This window comes from Hyphococcus flavus (genome assembly GCF_028748065.1).
GTDB lineage: Bacteria > Pseudomonadota > Alphaproteobacteria > Caulobacterales > Parvularculaceae > Hyphococcus > Hyphococcus flavus.
This window is the reverse complement of record NZ_CP118166.1, coordinates 1,342,814-1,357,728: the sequence shown is the minus strand read 5'-3', so window position 1 is coordinate 1,357,728 and position 14,915 is coordinate 1,342,814. Positions and strand designations below refer to the sequence as shown.

The following is a 14,915-nucleotide window of genomic DNA, read 5'->3' as shown; positions in this document are numbered from 1 at the left end:
GGTGAATTACCGCTTCATCCCATGGGTAGTGAAATCCCGGGCTAGTGCAATCCAGGCGGAACGCAATGCGTATCATCTTTTTTTCCCTGCTGCTGTTTGTTGTGACGTCCGCGTCGGCTGACGCGAAATACAGTTTCTGCAACAAGTCGAGTTACGCGCTGTCAGCAGCGATCGGATATGTGGATGGCGACCGGCTGGCGACCCGGGGCTGGTGGCGCCTGCGTCCCGGCCAGTGCAAGGTCGTGCTAACCGAAAAAGCCAAACCCGGTCGGTACTTCGTTTATGCCGAAGCCATCCCCGGACACGAAGGACCGCTGCGCACATGGTCCGGCGATACGGCGCTTTGTGTTGAAAATTCAGGTTTCTTCAATCTGCGCAACCAGGATGTGTGCCGCGACGATCCGATGCGGCAGCGAAGGTTTTTCAATGTTGAAGTCACCGAGCAGGCCGGCGGCAACTGGCAGACGGATTTTACGGAAGCCAGCACCTATACGGTCTATTCCGCAGAAGTCGCCGGCGTGCAGCGCCTGTTAAGCGACATCGGCGTCGACGCCGGTCGTGTTGACGGCGCCATGGGCCGCACCACCCAACGTGCGCTGGCCAATTACCGCAAACAAAAAGGTCTTGCCGAGGGCTATTCCATCGATGACGAAGTGATCGATACGCTTATTGAGGATGCAAACGCGCGCGAAGCAAAACTCGGCCTGTTTTACTGCAACAAAACCAACAGCCCCGTCTGGAGCGCGATCGCCGCCGGAGAGGAAGGCGATACGTATAATTCGAAAGGCTGGTGGAAGCTGGAGCCCGGCGACTGCTCAAAAATCGTCAAGGGGTCTTTGGAAAAGGACCATTATTACGTTTACGGCGTGATCGAAGATCCCGCTGGCGACAGACCAATCACGGGCGGCGCCAAAAACTTCTGCATCAATAACGTCATGTTCAATGTGAACGACGATCTGGCCTGCGCTGATCAGGATCTTGAGGAAGCGTCGTTCCGCCGTATCGAAATTGGCGGTGCTGAGTCGTTAAACTTTGACTTCACCCCGGACATGTTTGCCGCCCCGGCCGAAGCGGGCGGAGAATAAGGGACCCCTTGCCTGATCTTTCCCATGTCGAGAACTGGGTTTTCGACCTCGACAACACGCTTTACGGCGCGGAACAGCAGCTTTTTCCGCAAATAGACGCGCGCATGACGGCGTTCATCCGTGACCGTCTGGCCATGGACCATGACGGCGCGCGCCGGTTGCAAAAAGATTATTACGTCGCATACGGAACGACCATGAGCGGGTTGATGGACCTTCATGATATCTGCCCCGATGAGTTTCTTGAATTTGTCCACGACATCGATATTGCGCACCTGAAGGAAAATCACGGCCTGAACGAAGCGCTGACCGCGCTGCCGGGCCGCAAGTTTATCTTCACCAATGGCTCCGTGAAACACGCGGAGAATGTCGCCGGCGCGCTTGGCGTTTTGCATCAATTCGATGAAATCTTCGACATCAAGGCGGCGGGGTACGCGCCCAAACCAAAACGCGAGCCGTATGAAAAATTTCTGTCTTCTCATCATATAGACCCGTGCAGCGCGGTGATGTTTGAGGATATCGTGCAAAACCTGGAAGCGCCCCATGCGCTCGGCATGACGACAGTGCTGGTGCTTTCCGACGCCGCGTGGCTTGACGACGAACCCCATGACAAACGCCCCGCGAGGCGCGGCGATACGGCCGCGCATGTGCATCACGTGACCGATGATTTGACTGCGTTTCTAAATGTCGCCAGTAAGGCGCAAGCCATAGCCAGTTGATAAAAACCATGACCGACAAAGCCGCTCTAGAAGCCGTGATCGACGCCGCGTGGGAGAACCGCAACGACATTTCCGCCAAAACGACGGGCGAAGTTCGCGACGCCGTCAACGAAACGCTCTCGCTTCTCGATTCCGGGGCTGAGCGCGTAGCAGAACCAGTCGAAGGCTCAGGAAACCTTAGAGAGTGGCGCGTCAATCAATGGCTGAAAAAAGCGGTGCTGCTGTCATTTCGCCTCAACGACAACCGGCTAATCGACGGCTTCAACGGCCCCTGGTGGGACAAGGTTGAAACGAAATTTTCCGGCTGGAGCGAAGAAGACTTCCGCAAGAGCGGTTTTCGCGTGGTGCCGCCGGCGACCGTACGGCGCGGATCGTTTATCGCCAACAATGCGGTTTTGATGCCGTCATACGTCAATATTGGCGCTTATGTCGGCGAGGGCGCCATGATCGATACTTGGGCGACGGTCGGCTCCTGCGCACAGATTGGCGCCAATTGCCATATCTCCGGCGGTGCGGGCATTGGCGGCGTTCTTGAACCGCTGCAGGCGAACCCGGTCATTATCGAGGATCACTGCTTTATCGGCGCTCGCGCCGAGGTGGCCGAAGGCGTCATCGTGCGCGAGGGATCGGTCCTTTCCATGGGCGTTTACCTCGGCGCATCGACGAAAATTTTCAATCGCGAAACCGGCGCCGTCACCTATGGCGAGGTCCCGCCCTATTCCGTTGTCGTTTCGGGCGCGATGCCGTCCGACAAGGGCGGTCCCAATCTATACTGCGCCGTCATCGTCAAGCAGGTTGACGAGAGAACTCGCTCAAAAACATCCGTCAACGAATTGTTGCGAAATCAATAAGGCGCGCCATCCTTGCGTGTCGCGACCCATCCAGCCGCGCTCTTGATCATCTGCAAATCGATATCTGGATCGGTGTAGGATGAGACTTCTTCCGCAGCACGGGTTCTAACTTCCAAAAACACTACTTCGCGGTTCGACCGGTTGACCATCATGTGACCGACTTGAACGCCGGCTTTAAACGTAGCCACATCGCCGGCGCGCATCACCGTTTCTCCATCATCTTCAACCAGCACAGCCTCGCCTTCGAGCATATAGACAAGTTCGTCCTCATTTTGGTGCCAGTGCTTGTGTGCGGACGCCGCGCCTGGCGCGAGGCGCGTTAGATTGACGCCAAACTGGTTAAGGCCGCCCAAATCTCCAAGTCCAATTTTCGACCGGCCTATACAGTGGGCGTCGTAAGGGGCCGGATATGCGCATCCCGTTCGCGGCTTTACATCTTTGAGATTGAGTTTTGGCACGGCATTGCTCCATTGCTTGTCTTGGGCTCGGGGCTAGTTTAGCTCATCGCCATGACAAAAATCGATCCAATCGAGCTTTCCCGCGCTTTGATCAAACGTCCCTCTGTGACGCCAGCCGACGAAGGCGCGCTAGACGTGCTTGAAGGCGTCCTCAAAGAACTTGGGTTTAAGACAACACGGCTGAAGTTTGCTGAGGTCGATAATCTCTACGCGCAGTTCGGCGAGACGGCGCCGAATTTATGCTTTGCCGGGCACACGGATGTTGTGCCGCCGGGTAACGAGGCTGCGTGGGCGTCGCCGCCCTTTGACGCCGAAATCAAAGACGGCAAGCTTTGGGGGCGCGGCGCGGCGGACATGAAAAGCGCGATCGCCGCCTTCGCCGCCGCCGCCTCTCGCGCGATTGAGGCCGGCGCCGTTAAGGGCTCGCTTTCTTTTTTGATTACCGGCGATGAGGAAGGCCCGGCGATCAACGGCACGAAAAAAGTGCTCGCCTGGCTTCACGAACAAAAGATCAGGATCAATCACTGCCTCGTGGGCGAGCCGTCGAACCCGGAAATCATGGGCGACATGATCAAAGTCGGCCGGCGCGGTTCGATCAATTGTTGGCTGAAGGTAAAAGGCAAACAGGGGCATGTGGCTTATCCCCATCGCGCGCAAAACCCGATCCCGGCGCTCTTACGCAAATTGTTGCGGTTGAGTGAAACGCCGCTTGATGACGGTTATGAACGGTTCCAGCCGTCAAATCTTGAGATCACCGACATTCATATCGGCAACCCGGCGCATAATGTCATTCCGGAAAAGGCGACAGCGCGTTTCAATATCCGTTTCAATCCGAATTGGACCGGCCCCTCCATCGACGCATGGCTACGCGAACAACTGGATGCGCTCGCCACTGAAACTGGCGCCAAATACGAGCTTGAAACCATAGTTTCGGGTGAGGCGTTTTTGACGACAGACATGAATTTTCTGTCGCTTATCGCTGATTGCGTCGAGAAAGAAACAGACAAGCGTCCGGAATACTCAACTTCGGGCGGCACCTCCGATGCACGGTTCATCAAGGACTTCGCGCCCGTGGCTGAGTTCGGCATGGTTGGCGCAACCATGCATCAGACCGACGAGCATGTAGGGCTAAGCGATATTGAGACGCTTACGGATATCTATGAAGCGATCATCGCTGGGTATTTTCAAAAATTCGGAGGCGTGCAGAAGTGAACGCGCCCTATGGAACAAACCGCTTGCAAGTGCGGAAGCTATCCGCTCATCCCGGCGAAAGCCGGGAACCAGACAAAAAAGATGTCGGGCGTAGCCCGGCTTGTTCTCTTCGCTGGACCCCGACTTGCGTCGGGGTGAGCGGAAGGAGAGAACTGCATCATTTACGATAATCGGAAGAAAACAGGGAAGTTGCAGCCCTCAATACTCCGCTCTAACAAAATAAAGTCCGTCCGGCGGCGCCACTGGACCGCAGCGTTTGCGATCAGCCGCCTCCAGCGCCGTTTTCATATCATTCACGCGCCACTTTCCCTTGCCCACCTCAACAAGCGACCCGGTAATCGAGCGCACCTGATGATGCAGAAACGATCGCGCGGCGCAGCGGATAATGACGTCTTCGCCAGCACGCGAAACGGAAATCTCATCCAGCGACTTTATCGGGCTGTCCGACTGACAGGCGGCGGCGCGGAACGTCGTAAAGTCATGCCGCCCTGCTAAACACTGAGCCGCTTCGTTCATCGCATCAGCGTCCAGCTTTTGCGAAACGCGCCATGCACGCCTCGCATCCAGCGCCAGCGGCGGGCGGCGGTTAACGATGCGATACTCATAAGCCCGCTTTATGCAGGAAAATCGCGCATGAAAATCTTCTGAAACCTGACCGCACCCAACCACTACGATAGGTTGGGGCTTCAAATGCTGATTGATCGCATCGCGCACCGTGTCAGGGCGATGCTCCTTGGACAGATTAATATGGGCGACCATTGCAAGCGCATGAACGCCTGCATCGGTACGGCCAGCCGCATGCGAAGGCTCATCATCGCCGCAAAACGCTTTGACGGCATCCTCAAGCGCTTCCTGAATGGATGGACCGTTGGCCTGACGCTGCCAGCCGACATAACCGGTTCCGTCATATTCGATAGTGAGCTTATAGCGCGGCATGCTAAAGCGTTTGCCCGATCTTAAGCGGAAACCCGCGCAGGAACCCTTCCGCCTGCTGCGGCTTCTTTCCGGCGCGCTGCAGCGTCACCAGCTCCACCGCGCCAGCGCCGCAAGCGATCAACAACTTATCGCCTGCCTCTACAACCGCTCCCGGCGGGCCGCCGCCATCTGAAACTTTCGAAAAAAGCGCCTTCACTCTGGCGCCATCCGTTTCAAACCAGGCGCCGGGAAACGGAGACAGACCGCGAATATGCCGGTCGACGTCTTCAGCGCTGTTGGTCCAATCGATCCGTGCTTCCGTGGATGAAATTTTGTTGGCGTAGGTAACGCCCTCTTCCGACTGCGGCGTCTCCATGAGCGCCTCGCGCGTCAGCGCCGCCAGCGCGCGCGGGCCCAACTGCGCGGCGACGGCGGCAAGCTTATGGTGCAGGGAACCTGCTGTATCTTCAGCGGCGATCTCCACCGTTTCCGATAACAGCACCGGGCCGGTATCAAGTCCCGCTTCCATGCGCATCACCTGCACGCCGGTCACTTGATCGCCCGCCATGATGGCGCGCTGGATCGGGGCCGCCCCGCGCCAGCGCGGCAGAAGCGACGCATGCAGATTAAGACAGCCGTGACGCGGCGCGTCCAGCACCGCCTGCGGCAGGATCAGCCCGTAGGCGACCACCACCGCCACATCGAGATCGAGCGCGGCGAACGCAGCGCGCTCTTCTTCATCTTTGAAATTCTTCGGCGTTCGCACCTCGAGCCCGCATGCTCCGGCAAACTTATGCACAGGCGAGGGCGTCAGTTTATGGCCGCGACCCGAAGGTTGCGGCGCGCGCGTATAAACGGCGGCGATGTCATGACCGGCGGCGATCAGCTCCGCCAGCACTTTGACGGAGAATTCCGGCGTGCCCATGAAGGCGAGGCGCATGGCTATTCCCTTTTGCGCGAATTACGACGCCGCCGCGAGACGCTGTTCTTTTTTGAGCTTTTTAAGAATGCGCTCACGTTTCAGACGCGAGAGGTGATCGATGAACAGAACGCCTTCAAGGTGATCCATTTCATGCTGAATGCAAACAGCCAGCATGCCCTCTGCATCAAGAATTTGTTCATTGCCGTCATAATCGAGATATTTCACGCGGCATCGCGCAGGGCGCTCAACCTCATCGAAAAATTCCGGCACAGAAAGACACCCCTCTTCATAAAGGCGCATGTCCTCAGAAGGATCCAGAATTTCCGGATTCACGAAATAGCGCGGTTCCGGCTCCTCGTCCTCACCGGCGAGGTCCATCACAATCACCCGTTTCGGCACGCCGATCTGGATCGCCGCAAGACCGATGCCCGGCGCGTCATACATGGTCTCGAGCATGTCATCCATGAGTGAACGCAATTCGTCATCCACCTTGTCCACGGGTTTTGAAACCTCGCGCAGGAGGGGATCGGGTGCAGTAATAATCGGTCGAATAGCCATGACGCTTCACCTATGGCCGGCAAGTTACGCCGTCAAGGCGCAAGGGACGCAAGCACCACAGCTTCAACGCGAAACATGGTTAATGCTAAACCCTCGCTTTTTATGGGATTTTCCAATAAAATGCCGCCACCTGTCGAGTTACGAGTTGGGGACCAGGCCATGCAATCGCTGACGCCCTCAGCCCAGGAAGAGGCTGAAGGACTAGAAAGCGTAACGACTACTGCGGAAGAAGCCGCGGTTCCGGAACCCTTGTTTAGCGGTCCGGCGCCAGCGCTATGGGCCGGTTTTGGCGCGTTCATTCTGGTCTTCGTGCTCGTCATCATGCTGATCATTCGCGGCAGGGTGATCAAACCTGGCAAGCGCAAAACCAAGCACGCGCCGGCGAACTATTTTGAACCGGCCGGCGATGACGCTGATATCACCTTCGACGATGAAAGACCTGCCCGTTCAGATGACGAAACCGAGGGCGAAGCGGAAGTCGTTATCGAACAGAGCGGCGACAGCGACTATGACACGCGCCATAGCGGTGATCTGAACGAGGCAAGCGAGGAAGAACCCTTGGAGCCCGAACCAGTTACTCAGCAAAAGAAGAAAAAATCCGCTTTCGCCGGTCTCTTTTCCAAACGAACTGAGGGAGAGGCGCCGCAAGAACCGGAAACTGATACGCAGCACCATGAGGAATGGCGCGAGGCTGCTGAACCAGGCGACGTTGACGATTACTTCACAGAGCCGGAACCGCCCCAACAGGCGTCTCGGGAAGCCCCACAACCTGCGCCCGTACGCGACTATGCGCCGGCGCCTCAAGATGATACGCGCATCAGACACGCGGAAGACGCCGCCGAAACAGCCATGCGCCGCGCCGAAGAGGCGGAAGCGCTTGCACGCGACCTCGCCCGCGCCAATGAAAACACCGAACGGTCGATCAAACTGGGGTTGCGGGAAAACGAAGCGGCGGTCACCGCCATGAGTGAAAGGTTGACCGCCCTGGCGAAAGAATTCCAGACCCGCCTCGACGCAACGGCAAGCCATGCCGTTCAGCCAGCCGCGATCGACCATCATGAAGGCCTGTCGGAGGCGCACTTTGCGGAACTTGCGGATCTTCTCGGCGAACAATTTGAGTCGCTGCGCAGTACGGTCAACGACGCGATCGAAAGGCTGTCCCGCCGGATCGACCACTTACCCTCAGCCGCGCCCCATGCGGCGTCGTCAAGCGCCGCTAGGGTGCAGCTTTCGGATATATTGAGCGACGCCCTTCCCTATCAGCGGTTTGAATTGAACAGCAAGCTCGCCTCAGGGCGGACGGCGGACGCCTGCATCTTCATGCCCGGCAATCTTGCGCCCATCGCTCTGGATGCCCGTTTTCCCGTTGAGGCGTTCGACGCTTGGCAGCGGCGGGCGGGCGATACGGAAGAAACCGAACTGCGGCGCATTATCCTGCGCCATATCGCCGATGCGGGTGAAAAGCTGATCGTCGCTGGCGAGACTGCCGACTGCGCGATGATGTTCGTACCGTCTGAACATATCCTCACCCAACTGCATGAACATTTCCCGGATCTTGTTCAGGAAAGCTATCGCGCGAAAATCTGGATGGTCTCGCCGACGTCGCTTATGGCGACACTGCACACGATCAGCGCGGTGATTTCCGGCAGCGGGATTGCGCCAGCACAGAGAGGCGCCGACGCTTCGGAGATCGAAAACGAATTGCTGGCCTTGCGCGAACGGGTCAACGCCCTCGAAAGCGCGCGGCGACAAAACGGCAGCGGCGCCAGCCATCATGCGCCACAGGAGACGGCAGCCGCCCATCGGGGAGAGGAGCCTCAAGCGCCGGAGTCCAAACCGGCGTCGCAAGACGACCCTTCGCCTTTCCCATTACGCTAAGTCTTTATTAAGCGTTAACCACGAGTTTTCGGCCATGAGCGCGAAAACCTTTACCTCGCTTTTGCAAACTGCGGATATCCGCCTCAACGCTCGTCATATCAGGCTGGGCGCGAGCGCGTTGGGCGCCACACTGATCGCCGTCATCATCGCGCAATTCGCCCTTTCGAATAATCTGGTGACACCATTAGGCACGCCCGTGGGCGGCGACTTCGCCGCGTTCTGGACGGCGGCGAAAGCATTGGCGGCTGGCGACGGCGCATCGATTTATTACGCGCCGGTCTTTCACGACTGGCTGGCGCGCATCGCCCCGCCGCAGGAAAGCTGGGGGCTTTCCTGGCAATATCCGCCTACGTATTATTTTGCCGTCGCATTTCTGGCGCTCCTTCCCTATTGGCTTGGTTACGCTGTGTGGACCGGCGGCGGGCTGGCGATCTTTGCAGCCTCAACCCGCAGCGCAGGAGTGACAGGGCTGGCGCTGTTGGCGGCGCTTGCGACGCCGGCGGTGTTTCAGACCGTGATTACCGGCCAGAACGGGTTTCTGACCGCAGGCCTGCTGATTGGCGCGACGTTGTTCGTGGACAAACGCCCTGTGCTTGCCGGGATATGCGCGGCGCTTCTCACCATGAAGCCGCAACTGGGACTGCTGTTGCCTGTCGCTTATATCGCCGGCGGTCACTGGCGGGCGTTCATCACCGCAGGCGCGGGAGCGATGTTGCTTGCGGGCGCGAGTGTTGCGGCCTTCGGGTTTGAGACTTGGGATGCTTTTATCGACAGCTTGCGCACTGTCGATAAACACATCCGTGACGGGCTGATGCCGCTTTATAAAATGCCAACAATTTACGCCACTGTATTGATGGCGGGCGCGCCGCTATTAGTTGCGCAAATTCTGCACGGGATTGGCGCGCTGTGCGCGGGCGCGGCGACCTTCATTATTTGGTGGCGAAGCAATGATAAGGCTTTGAAGTCGGCGGTTGTTTGCTGCGGCGCTTTTATGGTCGCGCCTTACGCCTATTATTACGAACTGACGATCATGGTTGCGCCGTTTGCGCTGCTGGCGCTTCAGTCCGCACGCAGCAATGACTGGCGGCCCTTTGACCAGTTGATGCTGCTGGCGCTTTTTCTGATCCCGCTCATATTGCCGGGCGAACCTCAGCGCACGGGGTTCAATCTTTCTGTTGTGATGACGCTACTGGCATTCGGGTTCGTGCTGCGGCGGATGACGCCTGCGCCCCACAAACAATAGCTGTCATTGCCGGACTTGTTCCGGCAATCCAGAACAAGCTTCCGGATTTCTGGGTCACCGGGACAAGCCCGGTGATGACATTTGGTGAGTATTGATAGTTCCGTAGCAACCTTCAGCACAATGTCGGGGGTCAGAAAGGCCGTCTTGCTTTCATGGCTGCGGCCAATGTTCCTTCGTCGAGATAATCAAGTTCGCCGCCGACGGGCACGCCTTGCGAAAGGCGCGTGACGTTGACGCCTGACATTTCCAGATGCTCGGTCAGATAATGCGCCGTGGTTTGACCATCGACCGTGGCGGGGAGCGCGAGGATGATTTCCTTCACCGCTTCTTCTTTCGCGCGGGCGATGAGCGCGCCCATGTTCAAGTCATCGGGGCCGATGCCGTCGAGTGGTGAGAGCAAGCCGCCCAGCACATGATAACGGCCCTTGTGCGCGCCGGCGCGTTCCAGCGCCCAGAGATCGCCCACATCCTGCACCACGCAGATCAGCGATGCGTCGCGTTCATCGTCAGCGCAAACGGCGCAGGGGTCGATGGAATCCCAGTTGCCGCAAACAGCGCAGGCTTTGACCTTTTGCGCCGCGTCTTCGAGCGCAAAAGCGAGCGGGCGCATCACCGGCTCGCGTTTTTTCAAAAGATAAAGCGCCGCGCGCTTGGCCGAGCGCGGCCCCAGCCCCGGCATTTTCGCAAGGAGATCAATCAGGCGCTGTAACTCGGGACCGATGGAGGCTGTGGGCATGGCTCACGCATTTGAATCGACGGTGAAAACACCGATGAAGGTTTCTTCCACCGTCGCTTCTTCCCAGCGTTTGTCAATTGCGGCAAACGCCTCAGCCTGCTCGGCGACAAGCGCGGGGCGAGCGTCAGCATTGGCGAAATAATCGATGGTGGAAAATCGGTTCGGATCGTCGCGGTCGGCCAGAATGTCGGTGCGAATATAGCCGGGCGATTGCGAAAAGAATTCCGGCCAGACGCCGTTCGGGCCGTAGGCTTCGGCAAACGCCGCGCGCTGTTCCGGCTTTACCTTATAGGTCCAGACATAAGCGCAGGCGCCGTTGACGGGCGTGACAGTCATTAGATTAGTCCTTTTGGGCGCGGCAATTCGAGACCGATGGACGCGGATGGCATGTTTTATTTACTCGACAGAATTGACTTTTCGATCTCACTAATATCGCGGAGATTACCTCTTCGCACTACAACACGCAAAAGCGTCAACAGTAACCCTAGTGACTTTCCGTAGGCATCGTTTAAATCTTTTTCCTTGATCGAGCTACCGTGAACAACCTTTGATCGCAGGTCGTAAAGAGCCTTGGTATCCAAAAATGTGATATACGGATCATTTGCTTCTGCTAACTCGGATGCCGCGTACAGGGCTGTTCGAAATTTAAGCTCAGAACTAATCCCGAAAATTGCCTCAATTCCTGTCCACGCAGTCGCAATGGCAATTTTTTTATTTCCTAGTTTTAAACACGCCTCGTAAGCATCTACTGCAATCTGGAACTTATTGTTCTGCAACAAAGCTCTTATAGTTGCAATTTTGGAATCAACAAAGGTAGCGACTTCCGCTGTAATCTCGCCTCCCGTGAAAGAAATAGGATCTTCGTAACCGCTATCAGTTAGTTTTACTTCGATTTCCCGGTTTCGAAATGCGGGCAAACTAGACCACGAAGTATTTAGAACAAACGGAATATAAATAGGAACTTCAACGGACAAACTTAGGCACAATGTTATTGGCCGCAATTGTTTGAAAATGTTGTCTGAGTCTCTTAGATCAGCTCTTTCAACTTCTAATTCGGAATGAATCAACCCGCTGTGCTTCAACATATATGGCACAACAAAATGATCTGTGGTCGCTCCGAAGGCTTCAGTAGCTAAAGGGTTTAGCTCAACCGCCCTCAGAGTTACTCGCCTGCCGTCCTCTGTAGTGCCTATTTTTAAATTGGCCGCATCCTTTAGACCTAGTCCACCGCCTACAGCAAAGTACAAGCAGCCTTCTTTTAGAGCAGATTTAATCTTTACAGCTTTTGCATAGCGTTGTTTCAGCTCATTAAGATGGTCTTGCATTACAACCTAAGCTTAAAACGGCAGCTTCATGCCCGGGGGCAGCGGCAGACCTTGGGTCATGTCTTTCATGCGGGCTTGCGTTTCTTCTTCCAGCTTTGATTTCGCGTCGTTGATGGCGGCGGCGATAAGGTCTTCGAGGATTTCCGCCTCATCCTCCTTCATCAGCGAACGCTCTATCGCGACGGCTTTGGCGTAGCCCTTGCCGTTCAGCGTCACTTTCACCATGCCGCCGCCGGCCTCGCCCGTCGCCTCAAGATCCGCGAGTTGTTCCTGCATTTCCTGCATCTTGGCCTGCATTTCGCCGGCCTGTTTCATGAGCTTTCCAATATCCATTTAGGGCTTTCCTGTTTCGGTGCGTTTTCTGATCGCCTCGGCCACCGCATCGTCATCGGGGTCGACGGGCGCATCCTCTTCGGTTTCGTCGGGCGCGGGCTCCGCCACGGTTTCCGGTTCGCGAATGGCGGTCACTTCCGCCCCCGGAAACAATTCCAGCGCGCGGGTGACCATGGGGTGTTCCATCACTTCGCGTGTGCGCGCGTCGCGCAAAGTCTCTGCGCCTTTTGACTCTGACGTGACCGTGACGATCCATTGCCGCCCGGTCCATTCCTTGAGGCGCACGGCGAGACGGTTGGCGAGATCGCCCGGCGCGTCATCGTGAAGGCGCAGTTCAATACGGCCTTCCCTGAATGAAACAAGATGAACGTAACTTTCCAGTTCCGTGCGCAGCTTTGCGTCACGCATTTTCCCTGCGAGTTTCACGACATCGTCAAAGGCGCGCAGCCAAGGGGCCCTGTCCTTTGGCCGCTGTGACAGGGGCGGTTTGATGTCGATGATTTTCGCCGGTTCTTTACCGTCCGCAGGCGGATTATAGACCGCCTCAGCAGGAGCAGGACTTGACGCCTTCCCGCGTTTCGGCGCCGGGGCGTTATCCGCCCCTACCCCGTCGTCACTGTTTTTTTTTAAGGCGCGCAGAGCCTCGTCCGGGGTCGGCAGGTCAGCCGCGAAGCAAAGACGGATCAACGCCATTTCGCCAGCCGCCGCGGCATCGGGCGCGATTTGCGTTTCGGAAAGCCCCTTCATCAGCAGCGACCACGAACGCGTCAGCGCATTCATTTCGAGCGCATCGGCCATGTTTTTCGCACGCTCCGCATCGGCCTCGCCTGCTGGTCCGTGGCTTGCGGCTTCCGGTCCCGCCGCCTTGATGCGCGTCAGCAAGTGCGTCAGATCAAGCATGTCGCGAATGATCTGCGCCGGTTCCGCGCCGGCATCATATTGCGCGCGGAACCCGGTGAGCGCTTCTTTTGCATCGCCTTTCATGGCCGCATCCAGGAGCGCCCAGACGGAAGAACGGTCCGCGAGGCCGAGCATCTCGCGGATTTCATCCGCCGTTACCGCCTCGCCATCTTTCTTCCCATGCTGAACAATCGCCTGATCGAGGATCGACAGCGCATCGCGCACGGACCCCTCCGCCGCGCGCGCAATCATCCACAGACCGTCGCGGTCGATATTGACCTTTTCTTTTTCGGCGATGTTGCTGAGATGATCGGTCAGCATTTCCGGATCGATACGGCGCAAGTCAAAACGCTGACAGCGCGACAGCACGGTCACGGGCAGCTTTCTGATTTCCGTCGTCGCGAAGATGAACTTCACATGCGGCGGCGGTTCTTCGAGCGTTTTGAGGAGCGCGTTGAACGCCGCCGTCGACAGCATGTGCACTTCGTCGATGATGTAGACTTTGTAGCGCGCCTCAACCGGGGCGTAGCGAACGCCCTCGATCAGCTCGCGAATATCGCCGACGCCGGTGCGGGACGCAGCGTCCATTTCCATCACGTCCGGATGCCGGCTCTCGGCGATGGCTCGGCAGTGGCGACCCTCTTGCTTCAGGTCCATCTGCGGCCCGTTATCCTCGCCATTCGGGCCGACATAGTTGAGCGCCCGGGCGAGAATGCGCGCGGTTGTGGTTTTTCCCACCCCCCGCACGCCGGTGAGGATATAGGCGTGGGCGATCCGGTCAGACGCAAACGCGTTTTTCAACGTCCGCACCATGGGGCCATGGCCGATCAGATCGTCGAAATTCTGCGGACGGTATTTGCGCGCCAGCACCTGATAAGGCGCGGCGTCATCCTTCCCGTCGCTGGTTTCGGTTTCTGCCATCCATCCCCACGAACACTGTGCGCCGATTATGGAGAGGCGGGCGCGCCGCCTCAACCGTCCTTTTTCAACCGTTTTTGAAATTGCTGGTCGGCACCCGGTTCATAGCGAAAAACATCGTCAAAGGGCACGCCGAAAACCGCGGCGATACGAAACGCCGCCTCGAGCGTCGGGGAGTATTTCCCCTTTTCGATGGCGGCGACGGTCTGGCGCGTGACGCCGATACGCTCAGCGAGTTGGCCTTGCGTCATCTCGTTGGCGTGAAACCGCAGGACGCGAATATTATTGATGATGGGCGTTTTCGCCATTTAACCGGCTTACGCCCCCTTCCGATAGAGCATGACCTGCCAGGCGTTCTTGGCGATCTCCGAGCCCGCAAGGCCAAGAAACAGGATGTTGGCGATCAGATAATCCCCCTCGAACAGAGCGAAGGCGAGGCCCGTCAGCGCCGCCGCGCCCAGCACGTAACCGGAAAGACTATCGGCTTTCAGCTCGATCAGACGGTCGCGCTCATCCTCGGCGTCGTCGCCGGGTTTCAACGCAAATATGCCAACGACGATATGCGCCACAATCACCAGCAGGACGAAACCGATAATCGCCCCGAACATCATTTCGGTGGTTCCGGCCCCGAAACTGCCCGCCTGATAAAGGGACCATGCATAGCCGCCGAATATCCAGAGCATGGCGACCAGCACGATCCACGCGCTTTTTTCCTTGAAACTCATTCGCGCCTCCAAACGCCACATGATTGCTGACAAGCCTGATGTATGATTTAGCACACAATGTGTCAATTATTTTTAACATTAAGGGTGGAATTATTTACATTAGCCAGCGCCGCACTGATAATTTTATAACAGTTTCAGTG

17 protein-coding genes are annotated in these 14,915 nt (G+C 57.4%); 6 read left to right on the top strand and 11 right to left on the bottom strand.

Annotated features, from left to right (window positions below; genetic code table 11):
* Positions 1 to 65: 65 nt before the first annotated feature.
* Genes PUV54_RS06565 through dapD form a run of 3 tightly spaced genes read left to right on the top strand, consistent with a single transcriptional unit; the run spans position 66 to position 2,652 of the window.
* Entirely contained in the window at positions 66 to 1,085 is a 1,020-nt protein-coding gene (locus PUV54_RS06565) for a DUF1036 domain-containing protein (protein WP_274494808.1), read from the top strand.
* 8 nt (positions 1,086 to 1,093) lie between these two features.
* Complete coding sequence (locus PUV54_RS06560) at positions 1,094 to 1,801, top strand: pyrimidine 5'-nucleotidase (RefSeq protein ID WP_274494807.1); 708 nt, start codon at positions 1,094 to 1,096, stop codon at positions 1,799 to 1,801.
* Positions 1,802 to 1,809: 8 nt separating this feature from the next.
* The gene (gene dapD, locus PUV54_RS06555) at positions 1,810 to 2,652 is read left to right on the top strand and encodes a 2,3,4,5-tetrahydropyridine-2,6-dicarboxylate N-succinyltransferase (RefSeq protein ID WP_274494806.1); all 843 of its coding nucleotides are present in this window, start codon (positions 1,810 to 1,812) and stop codon (positions 2,650 to 2,652) included.
* On the opposite strand, the gene PUV54_RS06550 is transcribed toward dapD, so the two are convergent.
* Positions 2,646 to 3,110 (bottom strand): cupin domain-containing protein, encoded by a 465-nt coding sequence (locus PUV54_RS06550; RefSeq protein WP_274494805.1) that lies wholly within the window; start codon positions 3,108 to 3,110, stop codon positions 2,646 to 2,648. The two genes, dapD and PUV54_RS06550, sit on opposite strands and share 7 nt — an antisense overlap.
* Positions 3,111 to 3,161: 51 nt before the next feature.
* Between PUV54_RS06550 and dapE the strand changes: the two genes are divergently transcribed.
* Positions 3,162 to 4,322: a succinyl-diaminopimelate desuccinylase gene (gene dapE / locus PUV54_RS06545; protein WP_274494804.1), complete on the top strand. Its 1,161-nt coding sequence runs from the start codon at positions 3,162 to 3,164 to the stop codon at positions 4,320 to 4,322.
* 198 nt (positions 4,323 to 4,520) lie between these two features.
* Here dapE and truA read toward each other — a convergent pair whose 3' ends face one another.
* Genes truA through def form a run of 3 tightly spaced genes read right to left on the bottom strand, consistent with a single transcriptional unit; the run spans position 4,521 to position 6,717 of the window.
* Positions 4,521 to 5,258, bottom strand: coding sequence for a tRNA pseudouridine(38-40) synthase TruA (gene truA, locus PUV54_RS06540; RefSeq protein ID WP_274494803.1), 738 nt, complete (start codon positions 5,256 to 5,258; stop codon positions 4,521 to 4,523).
* Between the two features lies 1 nt (position 5,259).
* A complete protein-coding gene (gene fmt / locus PUV54_RS06535; RefSeq protein ID WP_274494802.1) occupies positions 5,260 to 6,177 on the bottom strand; it encodes a methionyl-tRNA formyltransferase in 918 nt (305 codons plus the stop codon).
* A 21-nt stretch (positions 6,178 to 6,198) separates the two neighbouring features.
* Positions 6,199 to 6,717: a peptide deformylase gene (def, locus tag PUV54_RS06530; RefSeq protein ID WP_274494801.1), complete on the bottom strand. Its 519-nt coding sequence runs from the start codon at positions 6,715 to 6,717 to the stop codon at positions 6,199 to 6,201.
* 159 nt (positions 6,718 to 6,876) lie between these two features.
* On the opposite strand from def, the gene rmuC reads away from it, so the two are divergent.
* Together rmuC and PUV54_RS06520 are read left to right on the top strand one after the other, a co-directional pair.
* Positions 6,877 to 8,595: a DNA recombination protein RmuC gene (gene rmuC / locus PUV54_RS06525; RefSeq protein WP_274494800.1), complete on the top strand. Its 1,719-nt coding sequence runs from the start codon at positions 6,877 to 6,879 to the stop codon at positions 8,593 to 8,595.
* A gap of 34 nt (positions 8,596 to 8,629) precedes the next feature.
* Positions 8,630 to 9,838 carry a glycosyltransferase family 87 protein gene (locus tag PUV54_RS06520; protein ID WP_274494799.1) on the top strand — a complete coding sequence of 403 codons (1,209 nt, stop codon included), beginning with the start codon at positions 8,630 to 8,632 and terminating at the stop codon, positions 9,836 to 9,838.
* Between the two features lie 130 nt (positions 9,839 to 9,968).
* On the opposite strand, the gene recR is transcribed toward PUV54_RS06520, so the two are convergent.
* From recR to PUV54_RS06485, 7 genes are read right to left on the bottom strand one after another with little or no spacing between them, the layout of a single operon-like run.
* The gene (recR, locus tag PUV54_RS06515; RefSeq protein WP_274494798.1) at positions 9,969 to 10,574 is read right to left on the bottom strand and encodes a recombination mediator RecR; all 606 of its coding nucleotides are present in this window, start codon (positions 10,572 to 10,574) and stop codon (positions 9,969 to 9,971) included.
* A gap of 3 nt (positions 10,575 to 10,577) precedes the next feature.
* On the bottom strand, positions 10,578 to 10,910 hold the full coding sequence (locus tag PUV54_RS06510) for an antibiotic biosynthesis monooxygenase family protein (RefSeq protein ID WP_274494797.1): 333 nt from the start codon (positions 10,908 to 10,910) through the stop codon (positions 10,578 to 10,580).
* A 56-nt stretch (positions 10,911 to 10,966) separates the two neighbouring features.
* Entirely contained in the window at positions 10,967 to 11,899 is a 933-nt protein-coding gene (locus PUV54_RS06505; RefSeq protein ID WP_274494795.1) for a HEPN domain-containing protein, read from the bottom strand.
* Positions 11,900 to 11,911: 12 nt separating this feature from the next.
* Positions 11,912 to 12,232 (bottom strand): YbaB/EbfC family nucleoid-associated protein, encoded by a 321-nt coding sequence (locus PUV54_RS06500; RefSeq protein ID WP_274494794.1) that lies wholly within the window; start codon positions 12,230 to 12,232, stop codon positions 11,912 to 11,914.
* On the bottom strand, positions 12,233 to 14,053 hold the full coding sequence (locus PUV54_RS06495; protein WP_274494793.1) for a DNA polymerase III subunit gamma/tau: 1,821 nt from the start codon (positions 14,051 to 14,053) through the stop codon (positions 12,233 to 12,235).
* Between the two features lie 50 nt (positions 14,054 to 14,103).
* On the bottom strand, positions 14,104 to 14,358 hold the full coding sequence (locus PUV54_RS06490; RefSeq protein ID WP_274494792.1) for a helix-turn-helix transcriptional regulator: 255 nt from the start codon (positions 14,356 to 14,358) through the stop codon (positions 14,104 to 14,106).
* A 9-nt stretch (positions 14,359 to 14,367) separates the two neighbouring features.
* Complete coding sequence (locus PUV54_RS06485) at positions 14,368 to 14,775, bottom strand: hypothetical protein (RefSeq protein ID WP_274494791.1); 408 nt, start codon at positions 14,773 to 14,775, stop codon at positions 14,368 to 14,370.
* Between the last annotated feature and the right edge of the window lie 140 nt (positions 14,776 to 14,915).

What these genes read in the sequence shown, in the direction of transcription:
- PUV54_RS06565 (WP_274494808.1), top strand. Translation starts at nt 66, where the DNA reads ATGCGTATCATCTTTTTTTCCCTGCTGCTGTTTGTTGTGACGTCCGCG.
- dapD (WP_274494806.1), top strand. Translation starts at nt 1,810, where the DNA reads ATGACCGACAAAGCCGCTCTAGAAGCCGTGATCGACGCCGCGTGGGAG.
- dapE (WP_274494804.1), top strand. Translation starts at nt 3,162, where the DNA reads ATGACAAAAATCGATCCAATCGAGCTTTCCCGCGCTTTGATCAAACGT.
- truA (WP_274494803.1), bottom strand. Translation starts at nt 5,258, where the DNA reads ATGCCGCGCTATAAGCTCACTATCGAATATGACGGAACCGGTTATGTC.
- fmt (WP_274494802.1), bottom strand. Translation starts at nt 6,177, where the DNA reads ATGCGCCTCGCCTTCATGGGCACGCCGGAATTCTCCGTCAAAGTGCTG.
- def (WP_274494801.1), bottom strand. Translation starts at nt 6,717, where the DNA reads ATGGCTATTCGACCGATTATTACTGCACCCGATCCCCTCCTGCGCGAG.
- rmuC (WP_274494800.1), top strand. Translation starts at nt 6,877, where the DNA reads ATGCAATCGCTGACGCCCTCAGCCCAGGAAGAGGCTGAAGGACTAGAA.
- PUV54_RS06520 (WP_274494799.1), top strand. Translation starts at nt 8,630, where the DNA reads ATGAGCGCGAAAACCTTTACCTCGCTTTTGCAAACTGCGGATATCCGC.
- recR (WP_274494798.1), bottom strand. Translation starts at nt 10,574, where the DNA reads ATGCCCACAGCCTCCATCGGTCCCGAGTTACAGCGCCTGATTGATCTC.
- PUV54_RS06510 (WP_274494797.1), bottom strand. Translation starts at nt 10,910, where the DNA reads ATGACTGTCACGCCCGTCAACGGCGCCTGCGCTTATGTCTGGACCTAT.
- PUV54_RS06505 (WP_274494795.1), bottom strand. Translation starts at nt 11,899, where the DNA reads ATGCAAGACCATCTTAATGAGCTGAAACAACGCTATGCAAAAGCTGTA.
- PUV54_RS06500 (WP_274494794.1), bottom strand. Translation starts at nt 12,232, where the DNA reads ATGGATATTGGAAAGCTCATGAAACAGGCCGGCGAAATGCAGGCCAAG.
- PUV54_RS06495 (WP_274494793.1), bottom strand. Translation starts at nt 14,053, where the DNA reads ATGGCAGAAACCGAAACCAGCGACGGGAAGGATGACGCCGCGCCTTAT.
- PUV54_RS06490 (WP_274494792.1), bottom strand. Translation starts at nt 14,358, where the DNA reads ATGGCGAAAACGCCCATCATCAATAATATTCGCGTCCTGCGGTTTCAC.
- PUV54_RS06485 (WP_274494791.1), bottom strand. Translation starts at nt 14,775, where the DNA reads ATGAGTTTCAAGGAAAAAAGCGCGTGGATCGTGCTGGTCGCCATGCTC.